The sequence below is a fragment of the Emcibacteraceae bacterium genome (assembly GCA_041396985.1).
Taxonomy (GTDB): Bacteria; Pseudomonadota; Alphaproteobacteria; order Sphingomonadales; family Emcibacteraceae; genus Pseudemcibacter.
This window is the reverse complement of the sequence record JAWKXO010000002.1, coordinates 313944-332809: the sequence shown is the minus strand read 5'-3', so window position 1 is coordinate 332809 and position 18866 is coordinate 313944. Positions and strand designations below refer to the sequence as shown.

Here is an 18866-nt window from a genome sequence, read left to right as displayed (position 1 = left end):
CAAATTTTTTTCATTCTTAACCGATAGGTAACCATAACTTATGTATATTTCTTTAATATTTTACTGATTAAGGCCGATTGAAGAAAATAAATGCTTAAAATTATAAAAAAATCGATGATATTTTGTATTCTGCTCTGCCTGAGTATTTCCATTGCCTATGCAGAAGTCAGAAACGGGCTATTTGGATCTATCGAATTTAAATCCACTGAACTGAGTGCTTTTAAAAAATGGGCCGACCAGAGAAGCCGTCATAATAATGACTTACATCAATCAGAAAAAACGCCTTATAAGGCAGATCAAAACTGCCGCAGAACGAAAGCATTCAAATGTGTGGATCAGGCTTGGCAGGAAATGATAAATTCCGTTAGAAACCAACCCGATAAAGATAAAATGGAAACGGTCAATAAATATCTGAACGAATCTTCTTATATAACTGATATGGTTAACTGGCATCAGGAGGATTACTGGGCAACAATCAATCAATTTTTGGGTAAAGATGGTGATTGTGAGGATTATGCTATTGCCAAATATTATTCACTAAAAGAGCTTGGGTTCAAAGTGGATCAAATGCGCATCGTTATTGTACACGACAATAACCTAAATATAGCGCATGCTATTCTTGCCGTTTATCTCAATGATAACATTTGGATTCTTGATAATCAGGTTTCCCACATCATCAGCTCTGATCAGGTTGTCCATTACCGGCCACTTTATTCTATTAACGAGAAAGCCTGGTGGCTCCATAAAATCACTTAAGCAAACAATAAAATTTTAACCAATTGGAACTATAGTGTCTAAAGGGTGAATAACAAATTGAACGAGTTTAAAATTTAAGATGCAAGCGACAAAAAAAGATCCTTATTCAGAAAGTTCTGCGCCCCCCTCACAGATAGAAGAACTTTACCAGTATATTAGAACATTTCGGCGGTTCCCAAATGGCTATCGCGCTATTCATATGCATTTTTCTATTCTTGACAGATTACATCAGCAGCCACATCACCGTCGGGCAATTGCAACCGCTTTTAACAAGCTGGTCAATTCATATGAAGGAAAGTTATTCTGGACACAAAATTTTGATTTTTTCTTTGTTTGCAAAGGCTGTCCGACATCAAGAATCGAAGCAGCAAAATTTGATGCAATTAGGGCCGTCAATGATTCGCCGATTTTGAAACAAATTATCGACAACAGTAAAGATGATGAACTTTGTGACTGGTATGACCTTTCAACAGAATATGAGAAGTTTTATGATTTTGTCGAAAAGCTTCGCAGAGGAATGAATGAAGGCAATACTGAGAATGTGAGCCAGGCGCCTAATTTGAAAACTCTTATGACATCACTTGATCAGGATAATATGCCGGTAAAAAATAAACCTTCTCAGAATGTTGTTGAAAAAAAGGAACAAAAGACAGTTCCCAGTTATGAACATCTATTTCAAAAGTCTATTACGCCGGCAATTGGACCAATCCAGCTTGATAAACTGGAACGTAATGTTTTGAATATGGATATGTACTCTCTCATTGATGAGCAAAATATCTGTGTTGTTGTCGACAACCTGGCCCCTCAGATCGTTTTTACAAAAAAATATATTTCTCTTGATGAGGTCAACAACTCTATTCTGCCTGGATATAATATTTCTGGCGACATATGGCTTTTCCAACGTTTGACAGAAACATTTGACCTAAAACTGATGCAGGCTCTTATAGATTATAAAAGCTTCCCTGAGACAGTGCTCTCCATCAATATGAATGTCTCTACCATTTCAACCAAAGAATTTGATAAATTTATTGCGAAACAAAAATCCCTGTCAGATCATCCTCTGGTTCTGGAGATAACCTTATTTGATATCATGTCGGATTTAACTGCTTATTATAAGGCACAGGAAAAAATTAATCGATTAGGCTGTAAAATATGCATTTGCAAAATGGATGTTCAGTCACTTTATGTTCTTAACCGCGAACTCATTAATGTTGATTTTCTGAAAATTCGCTGGAAAAAGAATTATCTAAACGCCCTTAGTCAGACAGATAAAGACAGGATTAAAGAAGCGATTAAAACCCAGGGCAAGATGCGTGTAGTGCTTTCCGATTGCGATTCAGAAGAAGCCATTAAATTCGGAAATGAACTGGGTATAGTTATGTATCAGGGCTTTGAAATTGATAAGCTACAGAAACTGGCAAAACCGTCGTAAATTTTCTTCTAATATTCAGCGCCTGCTTCATCGAGCATCTGTTGAATTGATCTTAATCTTCTATTTTCCAAAGTTAGATCATAAGGAGTTCGACCAGTATTATCGGCGAGTGACCAGTCCGCCTTCGCATCAAGTAACTCTTTCACTGAAGCACGGTCATTTAACTGTACCGCTTTATAAAGTGCTGTTTCACCGTTTTTATCTTTAATATTAAGATCTGCACGCTGTGATATCAGCATTTTTAGTATTTCATGGGCCCGTAATCTGACAGCCACCATAAGGGGAGTTTCCCCTGTTGATTTCACTGACAAGTCCGTATTGGCATTATTGGCAAGCAAAAATGTGACCATTACCTTGTCTTTCTCCAGTGTTGCAAGGTATAACGGTGTCTCACCATCATTATAATCTCTGGTATTTACATTGGTGCCTTTTTGTAGATAATTTCTAAGGTCAGAATAGTTTTTGTCTTTAACCGATTTTAACAGCTTATAAGAATCTGACATACTCCCCTGCTGTGCAAACACATACCCTCCAACAGGAAAAGTCGTTATAATTATCATCAGTAAAGTTGAACTGATATGTTTTTTAAGGCTCATACCTAAACTCCGGACTTTAATTTTTATTCACTCCATACTATAACATTACATATTACTAGTCTATTCTTAACCTAACATGAAGTGTAACGTCCAATGAGTCAACATGTAGCCCGCTACAAAGTCTTTATCAGGTTATTTATAATAGTCGCCCTTACCCTGATAGCAATATTGGCCTGGTTCAGCTTTATGAAGACTGACAGAACGCCAACAGCTGTTGAAAATAGCCGGGCCTTGATTGGTGGCCCGTTTGAACTTGTTAATCATTTGGGTAAACCCGTTACGGAAAAGGATTTTCTCGGGAAATATATGCTTGTCTATTTTGGATACACCTATTGTCCGGATGTTTGCCCCATGGATCTTCAGATTATGGCAGATGCTCTCCGTTATTTAACACCAGAACAGCTGGACCAGATAAATCCTGTTTTTGTAACAGTTGATCCTGAACGCGACACAGTTGAAACTATGGCTGAATATGTGACTTTCTTTCATGAAAAACTTATCGGACTTACCGGAACTGTTGAGCAGATAAATAAGATTAAAAAAGCGTACCGCGTATATGCTGCAAAAGCGGATGATTCACCTGACTATCTGGTTGATCATACGGCATATACCTATCTTATGGATAAAGACGGTATATTTTTACAACATTTTAATCATGGTGAAGATGCTGAGGAAATGGCTGCCAAAATTGCATCTTACATGAACAAATGACAAAGCAAAAAATTCCCTTTTGGAAACGTAAATCCCTCTCCGAAATGACCACCGAAGAATGGGAAGCGTTGTGCGACGGATGCGGACTTTGCTGTCTGCATAAGCTCGAAGATGCTGATACTGGTGAAATTGCCTATACCGATGTTGCCTGTCGGCTTCTTGATATTAAGTCGTGCCGCTGCAAAAACTATGAAAAGAGAAAGAATCTGGTTCCGGACTGTGTGATTTTAAAACCTGAATATGTTGACCAGTTTAAGTGGCTGCCTGAAACCTGTGCTTATCGGCTTATTTCAGAAAATAAAGACTTATTCCCTTGGCACCATTTAATCAGTGGGGATCGCGAAACCATCCATAAAATTGGCGTTTCAGTAATTAACAAGGTTATCTCCGAAAGAGATGCGGGTGATCTGGAAGATCATATCATTAACCTGAAAGAATTTTCTCATGGATGATGTGATCAATATTCCTCTCGTCTTTAAAAAACATAAAAGAGCCCGAAGTTTTAAGCTCCGCTATGACGCATTAAATGATAAAGCGATTGTAACCCTGCCCTACAGAAGCAGTGAACAAGATGCCTTGAAATTTGCACGCAAGCATGTTTCCTGGCTTCAAAAACAGCGAAATAAATCCCCGGAATGTCGCTTTCTTTATCCCGGTTATAAAATTCCTATTGAAGGCATTGACTATCTGATTGCACATAACCCTGACTGTCGTGGCAATGTCACTATTTCTGAAGGACAAATTATTGTCGGAGGGCCTATTCATGGATTTTCGAAACGGCTAGAAAATTATATGAAAAAATATGCCAAAAAAACAATTGAGTCTCTGGCATTTGAAATGGCCTCTGAAATTGGTAAAAAATTTAACCGAATACAAATTAAAGATACCAAAAGCCGATGGGGGAGTTGCTCATCCTCGGGAACACTCTCTTTCTCATGGCGGCTTATTATGACTCCGCCGCATATATTACACTATGTTGTTGCCCATGAAGTGGCCCATCTGCAGGAAATGAATCACAGCCCAGCCTTCTGGAAGGTTGTTGACGGTCTGGTTGACAATGCACTTGCATCAAGAAAATGGTTAAAAGGTGAAGGCCAGCAACTAATGTTCATTTTAAGTGAAGCACCAAAAGCTACTGAACCGGTTTAGACCTTGGTGTTACATTTGGCGTTTCCAGAGTTACATCATTCCTTCCTGTGGAAACGCGGTACATGAAATTTTTCCAGATATTTGCCGGTGCTCCGCCACCCGTTACCCCTAACATTGGTGTGCTGTCATCTTTGCCAACCCAAACGCCGTTAATCATATCCTTTCCGTATCCAACAAATAGTGCGTCTTTATAATCTTGAGTAGTCCCTGTTTTTCCTGCAACCGGAAAATCCATTAAAGCGGCGCGCGCTGTCCCGGTCGCAACTGTATTCTGGAGCATGGAATTCATTGTAAAGGCTACTTCCTGATCCAAAAGCCGGACTTCCGGCCCCGGCATATGGCGGTATAAAATTTGCCCGGCACTATTTTGTATTTCAATTATACCGTATGGTTTTGTTTCAATACCACCACGGGCAACTACACTATAGGCAGCCGTAAGCTCGAGTAGGTTAAGTTCAGAAGTGCCCAATGCCAGACTAGGTTCGGCCGTGATCGGGGACGAAATACCCAGTCGTTTTGCCATATCAACCACTGATCGTCTGTCAATCCTTTCTGATAATTTTACGGCGACAGTATTGATGGATTTGGCAAATGCGTCTTCTAGCGTTACATCACCAAGATAAGTTTCACTATAATTTTTAGGCGCCCAACCATCAAGGATGATGGGGCTGTCTCTCATAACTGTCAGTGGACCATATCCGGCTTCAAGTGCTGCAAGATAAACAAATAATTTAAAAGCGCTTCCCGGCTGTCTTTGTGCGTGAACGGCCCTGTTAAACTGGCTTTCATTATAATCCTTACCGCCGATGAGCGCCCTGACGGCACCGTCATAATCCATCGAAACAAGGGCTGCCTGGGAATCTTTAAACCTTTCCTGGCGGTTTAATACCTGCCTTACTGCATTGGCTGCCATCTGCTGCATTTCCGGCACCAAAGTTGTGTATACAACGATTGGTTCATTTACATTGCCAATCAGGTCTGGAATTTGCTCAACGATCCAATCCGAAAAATAACGAACATCGCCACCTGCTTCAGTATTTTTAATATTAACACTTTTTTTTCTCGCACTATTCGCGGCAGCCTGATCGATAAAGCCCACTTCGACCATATTGTCGAGCACAATTGAAGTGCGGCTATAAGATCTTTGAACATCCCGTAACGGTGAATAAAGGGCTGGCCCTTTTAACATACCCGCCAGCATTGCAGCTTCTGTTAGCGTTAAAGTGCGGGCACTATGATCAAATATCGTTCTTGCAGCCGCGTCAATGCCATATGCGCCGGTCCCAAAATAAACGCGGTTCAGGTAAATTGTCATAATTTCCTGCTTGTCGAGTTTCATTTCAAGCAGAAAACTGAGAAGCAGTTCCTGTATTTTACGTTTAAAAGTCCGGTTTGAATTTAAGTAAAGATTTTTGGCCAGCTGTTGCGAAATGGTACTGCCACCTTCCACCATACTTCCTGCCATTAAATTATTCATTACAGCACGACCAAGGCCACGGACATCAATTCCTTTATGGTCGAAAAATCGTCTATCTTCAGTGGCAATAACGGCCTCAATGAGCGCTGGGGGTATTTCCTCATAATCAAGCCATTCACCAAATACATCCCCGTATGTTGATACGACCTCACCGTTTCTGTCCATGACCATAATGGTTGACTGTGAATTTGTTTTATCAATATTGGCTATGTCAGGTAGATCATATGCATAATAAACCACCAGCGGAATAAGCAATATTATGCCCCAGACGATGACGACAAAAAGCCCATAGAAAAACTTCGCAAAGCCCGTCCTTGGTGCCTTGGTTTTGTCTATCTTGGCTATCGCCTCTTTTCTGGATTTTGTTTTTTTCCGACCTGGCCAATCCATACTTCACCTAAACTTTCGCATAAAAGACAATAAGAGAAGGGCCAAATTATGACAAGCTTGTTATTCCGATAATTAACTTGACATTAGTTTCATATGTAACTATTATAATATCATACTTTCTTGAGGAATTTTAAGATGCTAGAAAAAATTCACCACGTTGCCTATCGCTGTATGGATGCAAACAAAACCGTTGAGTTTTACAAAAAGTATATGGATATGGATCTGGTTCTTGCCATTTCTGAGGACAAAGTCCCCTCAACTGGTGAGCCAGACCCCTATATTCATATTTTTCTGGATGCCGGCAATGGAAACGTTCTTGCTTTTTTTGAAGTGCCCAATTCCCCTAAAATGGGCTGGGATAAAAATACGCCAGACTGGGTTCAGCATATTGCTTTTAAAGTTGCTGATGAAAAAACCCTGATGAAGGCAAAGTCCCGGCTGGAAAAAGATGGCATTGAGGTCATTGGTCCAACCAATCATCATATTTTCCAGTCAATCTATTTTCGTGATCCTGATGGTCATCGGCTGGAACTCGCCTATGATACAGCGAGCGAAGATGAAATGAAGAAATTACATGAAATTGCCCCTGAAATGATGATCGAATGGGCAAAAAGCAAAAAAACGCTAAAACATACAGCCTGGCTTCATGAAGAACAGTTTAATAAATAAAAAAAGCGGGTAATTCCCGCTTTTCTTTTCTTAATTTATCCCGAATTAAACGTCCAGATTTGCTACACTTAATGCATTATCCTGAATAAATTCCCGTCTTGGTTCAACAACATCCCCCATTAATTTGGAGAATATTTCATCTGCCGTATCACCATGACTGACTTTTACCTTAAGCAGGCTTCTGGCTTCAGGGTCGAGAGTGGTTTCCCAAAGCTGGTCGGGGTTCATTTCTCCCAATCCCTTATAGCGCTGAATGGAAAGTCCTTTACGGCCATATTGAATAATGCACTGCAGCAATGCGCTTGGCAGATGAATTTCATTACTTTCTTCTTTTCGTGTAATGGTTGACGGCGCGGAGAAAACCTCTGCTCTTTCTGCCGCCGCTTCGTTCAGCTTGAGGGCCTCTGCTGAAGTGATGAAATTGGCATCAACGCGGTAAACATCTTTAATCCCACGAATTTCCTGGGTGAAAATGACCCCATTGCCGTCTTCGTCAAGCTTTGCGCTCCAGTTATCTTCTCCGACACTGGCCCGCTCATTAAGCCGCTTTGTCACTTTTTCCAGAATTTCCTTCGCACCGTTTCCTCTGATTAGCGTGTCTTCATTAAGTGCGCCAAGCACTGCCAACTCTTCAATAATTTCCTTATTATAACGATTGGAGACGTGGGCAAGTACCCGGTTGACCCGGCGCGTACTTTCAACAAGATCCGCCAGATCATTTCCGGCAATCTGGGTTCCATCTGCCAGTGTTAGCATCATTTCCTCTAACGTCTGGGAAATCAGATATTCTTCCAGCGCAGGATCATCTTTCAGATAAACTTCTGATTTTCCCCGGCTGACTTTATAAAGCGGTGGCTGTGCAATATAAAGATACCCTTTTTCAATTAGCTGAGGCATTTGTCTGTAAAAAAATGTCAGCAGCAATGTTCGGATATGGGCACCATCGACGTCAGCATCAGTCATGATGATGACTTTATGATACCGCAGCTTTTCGATATCAAAATCGTCTCGCCCAATCCCTGTGCCTAGTGCAGTGATCAATGTACCAATTTCCTGCGAGCCAAGCATCCGGTCAAATCGCGCTCTCTCCACATTAAGAATTTTACCCTTAAGGGGCAGAATTGCCTGGTTTTTACGGTGGCGGCCCTGTTTGGCACTGCCGCCGGCGCTATCACCCTCAACGATAAAAATTTCAGCTTTTTCCGGGTCCCGCTCCTGACAATCGGCCAGCTTCCCTGGCAGTGAGGAAATATCAAGCACTCCTTTTCGTCTGGTCAGCTCCCTTGCTTTGCGGGCCGCTTCGCGAGCCGCCGCCGCTTCACAAATTTTCCCAATAATGATTTTTGCCTCAACAGGATGCTCTTCAAACCACTGTCCAAGTTTTTCATTGGTCAAGCCTTCAACAACGGGCCTGATTTCTGATGAAACAAGCTTATCCTTGGTCTGTGATGAGAATTTTGGGTCAGGCACCTTAACACTTAACACACAGGTCAGACCTTCACGACTGTCATCCCCGGAAATGGAGACCTTTTCACGTTTTGCAATGCCCATTGTCGTTGCGTAGTTATTAATTGTCCGCGTTAAAGCACCACGAAACCCAGCCAAGTGAGTACCACCATCCCTTTGAGGAATATTGTTGGTAAAACATAGAACATTTTCATGATAACTGTCATTCCACTGCAGTGAACATTCAAAAATAACATCATCTTTTTCGCCAACAATGGTAATTGGCTCTGAAATCAATGCCGTTTTGCTACGGTCAAGATACTCGACATAAGCCTGAATTCCCCCTTCATAATAAAGGTCAACTTCCTGATGGTCACTTGTGCGATGATCCTGCACAATAATGCGGACTCCTCTGTTCAGGAAGGCCAGTTCACGAAACCGATGTTTTAATGTTTCATAGCTGAATTCAACATTGGTAAATGTATCTTTTGACGGCTTAAAAGTGACTTGTGTTCCTGTTTTGCCCGGCGTGTCACCAACAATTTCAAGATCCTTTAATGCTTCGCCATGTTCAAAACGCATATAATGTTCTTTATTATTACGCCAAATGCGAAGATCAAGATAATCAGAAAGGGCATTCACAACAGAAACCCCCACACCATGAAGGCCGCCAGATACCTTGTAACTGTTTGAATCAAACTTTCCTCCGGCATGGAGCTGGGTCATAATTACCTGGGCTGCGGAAACCCCTTCTTCCTCATGGATATCCACCGGTACTCCACGGCCATTATCGGTCACAGATATTGATCCGTCAGCATTCATTGTTACAAGAATTTTATCGCAGTAGCCGGCAAGACTTTCATCAATCGCATTATCAGAAACTTCGAAAACCATATGATGTAGTCCGGTACCATCATCCGTGTCACCAATATACATACCTGGTCTTTTTCTTACTGCATCAAGGCCCTTTAGCACCTTAATTGAATCCGCGCCGTAACCTTCTGCGCCTGATGCAGCGTCCTTATGTTCAGTTTCTTCAGACATAAAGTCCCGTCCTTTTCTTCAATAGTATTTTACTTAAATCACTATAGCACATTTCTTCTAGTCTTCGGCGATTAATCCGCCTTCGAAGTGAAAAAATTTTGCTTTATTTTTCATTTGCTTAAATAATGACTGATCTGTTCCTGTAAGCCAGACCTGTGATCCCAAATCACGGAGTTCCTCGAACAAAAACCCGCGCCTCTCCTCATCAAGATGTGCTGCCACCTCATCAAGCAGTAAAAGAGGCGGCGCCCCAAACTGAACGGAACTTAATCTGGCACTGGCAAGAACAATTCCTATCAGCAATGCTTTCTGCTCACCGGTTGAGCAAAGTTCTGCGGGCATATCCTTTACGGCGTGACGAACCAGAAGATCTGTTTTATGAGGGCCAACTGAAGTACGCCCTGATCTGGCATCATGGCTTCTCGTCCGTTTCAGCCGTTCAAGAAACTCTGTTTCAACCTCAACCGCAGGACGCGATAACAGTTCGGCCTCCAGATCTCCCCCGATTGTCAGTATCGCACCTGGAAATGCCGACTGACTTTCCCTTATTGCCTGTGAAAGTTTCTTAATAGCATCTAGCCGGGCCGCTGCGACCGCCACTCCGTGCTCAGCCATTCTCTGCTCTAGGCTCGTCAACCATACCGGATCTGCATTTCCGTCTGAAAGTAGCCTTGCCCGATCTCTCATTACTTTCTCATAAGCATTGACTTCACGGGCATGCGCTGGATGATAGGCCGCCACAAGACGATCGAGAAATCTTCTGCGACCTGACGTGCCTTCTATAAACAGTCTGTCCATTTGTGGTGTAAGCCAGGCAATCTGTAAAATTTCTCCAAAAGAAGCAGGGGATGATAGATTTTCACCGTCAACTCTTCCGATACGACGGTCTACAGAATTTTCAGAAATGCGGTCCTCACGTTGCAAAAGTCCGCTACCGAGCTGACGCAGTCCATCAGGTGTCATGACACGCCCAGCCACCGCCCACGGGGATGCCGCTCCAATTCTGGTTACTTCTGAAAGCTTGGCTCTTCTAAGTCCCCTTCCTGGCGACAAAAAGGATAAGGCCTCAAGCAGGTTGGTTTTACCCGATCCATTGGTCCCTGTAAGAACCACGGAATTGGCACCGACATTAAGTTCCATATTGTCATAAGAGCGAAAATTATTGAGCTTAAGCCGATCCACATAAAGCACGAGTGCCTTACCCAAGGATAAAGCACTCGAAATATTGTTGCCCGAATTGGAATGCGCTAGATCGCTCACCCGGCGTTCCCGTTACACTCTCATCGGCATCAGAACATATAACGCTCCTTCATCAGTAAGATCTTTCAGTATTGTCGGCGCCGCTGAATCGGCAAAAGAAACCTGCACAACATCCCCCTCAATCTGAGCAAGAATATCCAGAAGATATCTTGAATTAAAGCCAATTTCCATTGGTTCAGAATCGTAACTGACGGAAAGCTCTTCTGTCGCCGTTCCATGCTCCGGACTATTTACAGAAAGCTTGAGCTGCCCTGAATCCATCGCCAGTTTAACTGATCTGGTTTTATCCGATGAAATGGTTGAAACCCTGTCCACAGCTTCCGCAAGGACTTTGCTGTCCACTTCCATATTTTTATCATTCCCTTCAGGAATGACCCGTGAATAATCCGGGAAAGTGCCGTCAATCAGTTTTGAAGTCAGCACAATGTCCGCAAATGTGAAACGTATTTTTGTTTCTGAAAGACTAACTTCAACATCGCCTTCATATTCATCAATGAGCTTACGAAGCTCGCCCACGGCTTTACGGGGAACAATAATTCCCGGCATGTCCGCCGCACCATCCGGCTGATCAACATCAAATCGTGCCAATCTGTGACCGTCGGTAGCGACACCACGCAGCACTGCTTCGCCGCTATCGTCCGTCGTCGTATGAAGATAAATTCCGTTTAAATAATAGCGTGTTTCTTCAGTGGAAACCGCAAAACGCGTTTTATCAATAAGCCGCTTCAGATTAACGCCTGTCACTTTAAAGCTTACCGGCAAATCCCCTTCCGACATAACCGGGAAATCTTCTCTGGGAAGACAGGAAAGTGTAAAGCGTGACCGTCCCGCGCTGATGGAAAGGCGCCCGCTGTCCACGTCATAGTAAAGCTCAACCTGAGACCCTTCAGGCAGTTTTCTGACAATATCATAAAGCGTATGTGCAGGAGCTGTAATGCCCCCTTCTTCCTCTATCTCAACTGCAACCGTTTCGCCAATGGCAATGTCAAGGTCTGTTGCCGCTAAGCTCAGGTTCCCGTCTTCACCTTCCAGTAATACATTTGACAGAATGGGAATAGTATTCCGACGCTCAACAACGCTTTGGATATGCCCCAGAGATTTAAGTAAGGCGCCTCGTTCTATATTCAATTTCATTTGATACTTTCACGCTTCATATTAACTAGATTATCTGACCCAGGACCGTAAAAGCCCCTCTCATAATTTTAAATTATTTTGATGAACAGACTACCATAACCAGCAGGCAGGTCAATTGCTTTTTCACTGCATTTCTGCCGAGTCGCAATATATTTTAACGGAAGTTAAATCCAACCGGAGAGGACCTTAATATTTAGGTGCTGAACATACGTTCCAGATGCAGAATATCTTCTTCCAGCACACTGTCAGTCTGACGAAGTTCGTCTATTCTTTTGACTGCGTGCATGACGGTCGTATGATCACGTCCACCAAATTTACGACCTATAGACGGCAATGATTTTGAAGTAAGATGCTTACAAAGATACATGGCAACCTGCCTTGGCCGCGCCACATGTCTTGCCCGGCGGGCCGACAGCAGATCAGCAAGCTTAATATTGAAATAGTCTGCCACCTGCCTCTGTATTTCATCAACAGTAACCCGGCGGTCATTCGCCCTCAGCAGGTCCTGTAAAACCTCCTGCGTCATTTCAAGAGTAATAGGACGTCCAATGAGTGTCGAATGGGCAACCATGCGGTTAAACGCCCCTTCCAATTCCCGCACGTTCGAGCTGATCCTTCGGGCCAGAAATTCTAATACCTCTCTCTGGATTTCAACTTCTGGAACACCATTTGCCTTTTGCTGTAATATACCCAGTCTGAGTTCATAATCGGTCGGGTGAATATCTGCGACAAGTCCCCAGCCAAGCCTTGAACGAATTCTTTCTTCAACCCCGTCCAGGTTAGACGGCGAACGGTCCGCAGAAAGGACAACCTGACGATGGTGGTCAATCAATGCATTAAATGTATGGAAGAATTCTTCCTGGGTTGAGTTTTTGTTGGCTATAAACTGAAGATCATCAATCATCAACAGATCAACATTTCGGAACTTCCTTTTAAAGGACATTGTATCCTTATAACGGATTGATGAGACAAACTGATACATAAACTGTTCAGCTGACAGATAGACAACTTTACGCTCAGGAAAGCGTTCCCGATTGGCCCAAGCAATTGCGTGCATCAAATGGGTTTTACCAAGCCCGACCCCGCCGTGAAGAAAAAGCGGATTAAAATTAACATCTTTATTCTCCGCCACCCGGCGGGCCGCCGCATAAGCAAGTTCATTGGATTTACCAACCACAAAGCTATCAAACGTAAATCGTGGGTCAAGAAGGGCGCCGAAATCATTTTCACCAATAACAGAAATAGTATCGGTGTTTTTTTGCTTATCTTTTATTTTATTATTCGCTTTAGCTTCAGAGGCTAGTTCGGTCGTTTCATCATCAATATTCTTAAAGCCAGAAAGAACGATTATATCAATGTCCTGCACGTCTGGATTTATCTGACACCATGCGGATTTGATCCGGCCGGAGAAATTTGACATCAGCCAATTACGCATAAAACGGGTCGGAGCCGCCATAACCGCTCTGTCTTCCTCTATGTTGACGAGGGCGAGTGGCTTTATCCAGCTTTTATAGGTGTTTTCATCAAAATCTGCGCGCAAAAATTCCAAAACTCTGGTCCATTGCGTATCAATAGTCATTTCCACCTGAATTTCCGTCGCTTCCTGTTGACCCAATTTACTTGCCATTCATATTTTGCTTCATTTTATATAGTTAACTGACCGGTTCATTTTACCTTGGTTTAATGTTTCCAGGGCAAATTCACTCCTTGCCATCCGGATATTCTGCCGCGATGGCCCTGATCATCCGGGTCCCCTTCAAAACCTTCCAGTATATTATAGCTATTTTCATAGCCGGCTTCTGTCGCCGCAATAGCCGCACCAATAGAGCGGACACCCGTACGACATAAAAAGCAGATCGGGGTATTTTTATCCGGCACAGCCTGTGAAAGCTGGTCCAGAAAATGTGCATTAGGAATGCGATCCGGAAAATTAACCCACTCTATGTAAATATTATCTTTGGAAATTGCAGAAAGGTCGGGGACCCCTACACATTTCCACTCTGCAAGAGTACGCACATCAACAAGGACAGCATCATCCTGTCCCTTCAGCATACTCCACGCTTCATTAGGCGTAATATCGCCCTTATACTGTCCACTCATTAACAGCTATCCCTCACACTAGTATATTTTTTCCGACGATCAAAACGGGCATTTTTCCAAAACAGAGCCCTCAGTCTGCAAATCATTTTTTGCAGGGTGTATCATCCATTGATGTCGATAAATTATTCTTTAAATACCCTACCTATCTATAGGGCATGATGCAATATGTCAGATGATGAAAAAATAAAATAAAATACCATCCTATGTCTTGACCTTGCCCCAACCTACTAAATGTAGTAGGTGGTGATTTTAGAAAAAAGATTCAAATTTTAGATAAAAAGAACATTACGTGAATCTCCTTCGTAATGCAGAAATAAAAAAAGCCAATCACAGTTTGGATTGGCTTTTATTCAGATTTTTGAGTGTTTTTTACCGTCTAATTAATGCGAATCGTGATGAATGCTACCGCGACTCGAAATTCCCTTTCAGGAAAAATCAGCCAAGGGCTTTTACGCGTTTTGCCAGACGCGAAACTTTACGGGATGCTGTCTTTTTGTGGAGAACGCCTTTGGTCACACCGCGCATTAATTCCGGTTGTGCTGCTTTTAAAGCCATTTTAGCTTCATCTGCATTCCCTGCCTCAACAGCAAGTTCGACTTTTTTTACAAAAGTACGAATACGGCTGCGGCGCGCTTTGTTAATTTGTTCGCGCTTGTCATTACGGCGCACTCTTTTCTTAGCTTGTATTGTATTAGCCATTATTTTTATTCCTTTAAGGAGGCCTGTCTCAAAACTGCGTCCAAATACTGGAGGCAGGAGAATCATGATCCTCATATTTTTTCAATATCGTAATTTGACTGTGGCTTATAAACATGAGACCCGCGTTGGTCAACCTGCTTTTCGCTAATTTACTCTAAAAGAGCTTAAAAATCCCTCTTTTTATGGGTATTTATTGCGATTATTGCCTATGCAATTGAAATGCCTGTTAATTAAAACAAACAAGTTACTTTTTATAAATGCCATCACCGGCAAGAAAAAAGTCATTAAATTCGAATCATTGATTATGATTATAATTTTATATGTGCCTTATTTCGGAGAAAGTGAATAGGTTACAGTCGAAGTTCCACTCTTCACATCAATCATCAGCGACAGGCTTTCTTTATCCCTGATTGCTGACAAACAAAGCTCGGCTTTTTCATCACATTTATTTCTCTTATCCACGTTCCAGCCGAGTGAAGGCAACACCATAGCATAATAATCATATATCTTTTTACCCTCAATGGCTCCGCTTGCCACAGCATTAATGATACGTCCCTGTGGACTGTCAAAAAGTAAGGCTTCATCCTGATTTTCAACCAGACCTTCCATCAGAGGAATGGCAAGATCACTGAGCATCGCCTCATCAGAATTTTGCTGGGCATTTAACTGAAAGGCGATGCTGCAAAGCATGAAAATTGTAATGACAGATAATTTGATGATATTTTTCATGCCCTAAGCATACTTACTTCTGGCATGTGGGGCAATAGAATGTCGATCGACCCGACTGATTAATTCTTTCAATTTGTCCGCGACATCCTTCATTTTGACAACTTTCCCCTTCCCGGCCATAGGCAACAAAATGGTGTTGAAAATATCCAAGATTTCCATCTGCACCGACGAAATCCTTTAAGCTTGCCCCCCCTGCTTCGATCGCCTGCAAAAGAACATCCCTGATTATCTGAACCAGTTTTTCAATTTCACTTTCCGATAATTCCGACGCTTTTCTTAAAGGCGATATTTTTGCCAGATTAAGAGCTTCACATACATAAATATTTCCAAGCCCGACAACCACATGCTGATCAAGGAGCGCTGATTTAACCGGTGTCTTACGATTGACCAGTTTGGAGGAAAGATATTTTCCATTAAATTCATTTCCCAGCGGCTCTGCCGCCATATCCTTGAATAAATTATGGTCCTCAAGCATTTTTTCCGGGCATATTGTCATCAGGCCAAACCGTCTTGGGTCATTATAAATAATTAATTTCCCCTGATCCGTTTCAAAAATAATATGATCATGTTTCTCATAAGGCTTACTGTCACGGTCTTTGATAATGAATTTGCCCGACATGCCAAGATGGCAGATTATAACATCACCACTATCCAGAAAAATCTGTAAATATTTTGCCCGCCGGGCAATCCTGCTTACCCTTGTACCTTTTATTTTTTGTTCAAAATCTTCCGGAATCAATATACGTATTTTATCACGTCGTTTTATAACATTCGTGATCATTCTTCCTTCCAATGCGGGCAATAGTCCTCTTCTTGTGGTTTCCACTTCCGGTAATTCTGGCATTTATTTTAAACTCTTGTTCTTCAATGAGGTTTTCTTCTGGAACAGAATGCAACAACGCGCTATGTTCCGCAATATGACAAATAAAGAAAAAATAAATGCGGAAGGAACTACCCATTTTGGTTTCAGGGATGTGAATGAAGACGAAAAACAGTCCCTGGTCAAAGGTGTATTTGATAGTGTCGCCGATAAATATGACATCATGAATGATGTCATGAGCGGAGGCCTTCATCGGTTATGGAAAAATGATCTTATCCGTGATCTGCGACCAAAACCGGGAATGCATCTGCTTGATGTGGCAGGCGGCACCGGTGACATCGCATTTCGTTTTTTAAAAGCAGCAAATGCCCGCATGAAGGAAGGGGACGTCCCGGCAAAGGTAACTATCTGCGATATTAATTCAAATATGCTTGCAGCAGGCCGGGCACGAGCCCTTGATCAGGGTAATTTTGATTATATTGACTGGGTAACCGGCAATGCTGAAATGCTGCCCTTACCCGATTGCTCGGTTGATGCCTATACGATTGCCTTTGGTATTCGCAATGTTACTCATATTGATATAGCCCTAAAAGAGGCCTTCAGGGTATTAAGGCCTGGCGGGCGATTCATGTGCCTTGAGTTTAGTAAAGTGGATTTGCCCCTGCTTAAGCAGATATACGACGCATATTCATTTAATCTCATTCCTTATTTTGGTGAAATTATCACCGGTGATAAGGAAAGCTACCAGTATCTGGTTGAAAGTATCCGAAAATTTCCATCCCAGGAAAAATTCAAAACGATGATTAAGGATGCTGGATTTAAGAAAACCACTTACCGTAATTTATCGGGTGGTATTGTTGCCATCCATTCTGGCTGGCGTATTTAATAATGTTTGGCTGGGTCTTCCATATTGGTCGCATTGTGAAAGTCGGCTATACACTTTCAAGACATGATGCGCTGACGGATCTGATCAAGATTTTTGGTGAGCGGCCCAAAAGATTTGCAAAACTGACAAAGATTAGCAAGAAGGATCAAGACGGCGAACCGGAGACCAATCTGGTCAATGCCCTGCAAGATCTAGGCCCAAGTTTTATTAAAATAGGGCAGGCCCTTGCAACGCGCCCGGATATCATCGGCGCGGAAACGGCCCTTGACCTGATGAAATTACAGGATCAGGTGCCCCCCTTTTCCAGCGAAGAAGCAAAACAAATCATCACACAGGAACTTGGCGCATCCATTGAAACGCTTTTCAATGAGTTTGAAGATGAGCCCATTGCCGCCGCCTCAATTGCCCAGGTTCATATGGCAATCACCACTGATAATAAAAAGGTGGCTGTAAAAGTTCTGCGTCCCGGTATTGCCAAAGCCTTTAGCCGTGATCTTGAAGCGTTTCAGTGGCTCGCCGGAATGGTTGAGCTTTTCTCGCGTGAAGCAAGACGCTTAAGGCCAAGTAAGGTTGTTGAAACCATCGCTGATGTCATCGAACGCGAAATGGATTTGCGCCTGGAAGCGGCTGCTGCAGCAGAACTTAAACAAAATATGAAAGATAATCCCTATTATGACGTACCGGAAGTAGACTGGGACCTTACCAGTCGTCGGGTTCTTACCACAAATTGGGTTGATGGCATTCCATTCAAACAGCTGGATGAAATTAAAAACGCGGGCCTTGATCCAAAAAAACTTTCTGAAAACCTTGTTCAGGGATTTTTAAGTCAGGCCTTAAATGACGGTTTTTTCCATGCCGATCTTCATCAGGGTAATCTTTTTGCCTGTAATAATAATAAAGTAACAGCCATTGATTTTGGTATTATGGGCCGACTGGATTTAAGAACACGTCGTGCTCTCGCCGATATAATGTTCGGCTTTGCCAATCAGGATTATGACCGTATAGCGAAAGCCCATTTTGATATGGGATATGTGCCAAAGGATCAGGATTATATTGATTTTAAGCAGGCCATCCGTGCGATTGGAGAACCTGTGGTCGGTAAGCCGCTCAGCGAAATTTCAGCCGGTAAAATGCTTGGACAGCTTTTTGAAACCACCAGCCGCTTTAATATGCATACTCAGCCTCAGCTAATCCTGCTGCAAAAAACCATGGTCACGGCGGAAGGTGTGGCACTGAATTTAAACCCTGAAATAAATATGTGGGAAGCCTCCCGCCCGGTGATTGAAAAATGGGTTTCTGAAAACCTTAGCCCGATGGCACGGGCAAAAGATACGATCAAAACGACAATTGATACTTTATCCAGACTACCAAAAATACTTGAGGATGTTGAGCAACTGGTTCACCAATCCAAAGAAATGCAAAGTCACCAGGCCCGCCGCAGAAGTTCATTAAAACTCTTCCTCTATGGCGTTCTTGGCGGAATGATTGGAAGCACGATTTGTTATTCACTTTATATCTTGTTGCAACAATAGACGTCAGTGATTATCTTTAAACTATGGATAACGGTG

General features: G+C 42.6%; 18 protein-coding genes. 8 read left to right on the top strand and 10 right to left on the bottom strand.

Translation table 11 applies throughout. The annotated features are described in order from the left end of the window. Positions 1-90: 90 nt before the first annotated feature. Positions 91-756, top strand: a complete 666-nt coding sequence (locus R3D86_06150) for a transglutaminase-like cysteine peptidase (GenBank protein ID MEZ5757783.1) — start codon at positions 91-93, stop codon at positions 754-756. A 79-nt stretch (positions 757-835) separates the two neighbouring features. Continuing rightward, complete coding sequence (locus R3D86_06145) at positions 836-2188, top strand: hypothetical protein (GenBank protein MEZ5757782.1); 1353 nt, start codon at positions 836-838, stop codon at positions 2186-2188. Positions 2189-2196: 8 nt separating this feature from the next. Here the strand turns inward: R3D86_06145 and R3D86_06140 are convergent, their stop codons facing one another. Beyond that, complete coding sequence (locus tag R3D86_06140) at positions 2197-2784, bottom strand: ankyrin repeat domain-containing protein (protein ID MEZ5757781.1); 588 nt, start codon at positions 2782-2784, stop codon at positions 2197-2199. Between the two features lie 93 nt (positions 2785-2877). Here R3D86_06140 and R3D86_06135 point away from each other — a divergent pair, with 93 nt between their 5' ends. Genes R3D86_06135 through R3D86_06125 form a run of 3 tightly spaced genes read left to right on the top strand, consistent with a single transcriptional unit; the run spans position 2878 to position 4644 of the window. Beyond that, positions 2878-3495 (top strand): SCO family protein, encoded by a 618-nt coding sequence (locus R3D86_06135; GenBank protein ID MEZ5757780.1) that lies wholly within the window; start codon positions 2878-2880, stop codon positions 3493-3495. Further along, positions 3492-3947 (top strand): YcgN family cysteine cluster protein, encoded by a 456-nt coding sequence (locus R3D86_06130; protein ID MEZ5757779.1) that lies wholly within the window; start codon positions 3492-3494, stop codon positions 3945-3947. The genes R3D86_06135 and R3D86_06130 overlap by 4 nt, the downstream gene beginning before the upstream one ends. Further along, positions 3940-4644 (top strand): SprT family zinc-dependent metalloprotease, encoded by a 705-nt coding sequence (locus R3D86_06125; GenBank protein MEZ5757778.1) that lies wholly within the window; start codon positions 3940-3942, stop codon positions 4642-4644. The genes R3D86_06130 and R3D86_06125 overlap by 8 nt, the downstream gene beginning before the upstream one ends. On the opposite strand, the gene R3D86_06120 is transcribed toward R3D86_06125, so the two are convergent. Next, positions 4628-6511, bottom strand: a complete 1884-nt coding sequence (locus R3D86_06120; GenBank protein MEZ5757777.1) for a PBP1A family penicillin-binding protein — start codon at positions 6509-6511, stop codon at positions 4628-4630. The genes R3D86_06125 and R3D86_06120 overlap by 17 nt on opposite strands. A 135-nt stretch (positions 6512-6646) precedes the next feature. Between R3D86_06120 and R3D86_06115 the strand changes: the two genes are divergently transcribed. Further along, complete coding sequence (locus tag R3D86_06115) at positions 6647-7180, top strand: VOC family protein (protein MEZ5757776.1); 534 nt, start codon at positions 6647-6649, stop codon at positions 7178-7180. A gap of 45 nt (positions 7181-7225) precedes the next feature. On the opposite strand, the gene gyrB is transcribed toward R3D86_06115, so the two are convergent. From gyrB to mutM, 8 genes are all read right to left on the bottom strand, one after another. Next, positions 7226-9670, bottom strand: coding sequence for a DNA topoisomerase (ATP-hydrolyzing) subunit B (gene gyrB, locus R3D86_06110; GenBank protein MEZ5757775.1), 2445 nt, complete (start codon positions 9668-9670; stop codon positions 7226-7228). A gap of 57 nt (positions 9671-9727) precedes the next feature. After that, positions 9728-10930, bottom strand: coding sequence for a DNA replication/repair protein RecF (gene recF, locus R3D86_06105; GenBank protein MEZ5757774.1), 1203 nt, complete (start codon positions 10928-10930; stop codon positions 9728-9730). A 12-nt stretch (positions 10931-10942) separates the two neighbouring features. After that, entirely contained in the window at positions 10943-12064 is a 1122-nt protein-coding gene (dnaN, locus tag R3D86_06100) for a DNA polymerase III subunit beta (protein ID MEZ5757773.1), read from the bottom strand. 193 nt (positions 12065-12257) lie between these two features. Further along, on the bottom strand, positions 12258-13691 hold the full coding sequence (gene dnaA / locus R3D86_06095) for a chromosomal replication initiator protein DnaA (protein MEZ5757772.1): 1434 nt from the start codon (positions 13689-13691) through the stop codon (positions 12258-12260). Positions 13692-13744: 53 nt separating this feature from the next. Next, positions 13745-14164: a rhodanese-like domain-containing protein gene (locus R3D86_06090; protein MEZ5757771.1), complete on the bottom strand. Its 420-nt coding sequence runs from the start codon at positions 14162-14164 to the stop codon at positions 13745-13747. Between the two features lie 435 nt (positions 14165-14599). Then, positions 14600-14863: a 30S ribosomal protein S20 gene (rpsT, locus tag R3D86_06085; protein MEZ5757770.1), complete on the bottom strand. Its 264-nt coding sequence runs from the start codon at positions 14861-14863 to the stop codon at positions 14600-14602. Between the two features lie 327 nt (positions 14864-15190). Next, positions 15191-15592 carry a hypothetical protein gene (locus tag R3D86_06080; GenBank protein ID MEZ5757769.1) on the bottom strand — a complete coding sequence of 134 codons (402 nt, stop codon included), beginning with the start codon at positions 15590-15592 and terminating at the stop codon, positions 15191-15193. Between the two features lie 13 nt (positions 15593-15605). After that, positions 15606-16436 (bottom strand): bifunctional DNA-formamidopyrimidine glycosylase/DNA-(apurinic or apyrimidinic site) lyase, encoded by an 831-nt coding sequence (gene mutM / locus R3D86_06075; GenBank protein MEZ5757768.1) that lies wholly within the window; start codon positions 16434-16436, stop codon positions 15606-15608. Between the two features lie 46 nt (positions 16437-16482). On the opposite strand from mutM, the gene ubiE reads away from it, so the two are divergent. Together ubiE and ubiB are read left to right on the top strand one after the other, a co-directional pair. Next, positions 16483-17298: a bifunctional demethylmenaquinone methyltransferase/2-methoxy-6-polyprenyl-1,4-benzoquinol methylase UbiE gene (ubiE, locus tag R3D86_06070; GenBank protein MEZ5757767.1), complete on the top strand. Its 816-nt coding sequence runs from the start codon at positions 16483-16485 to the stop codon at positions 17296-17298. A gap of 2 nt (positions 17299-17300) precedes the next feature. After that, on the top strand, positions 17301-18830 hold the full coding sequence (ubiB, locus tag R3D86_06065) for a 2-polyprenylphenol 6-hydroxylase (protein MEZ5757766.1): 1530 nt from the start codon (positions 17301-17303) through the stop codon (positions 18828-18830). The last annotated feature ends 36 nt before the right edge of the window (positions 18831-18866 follow it).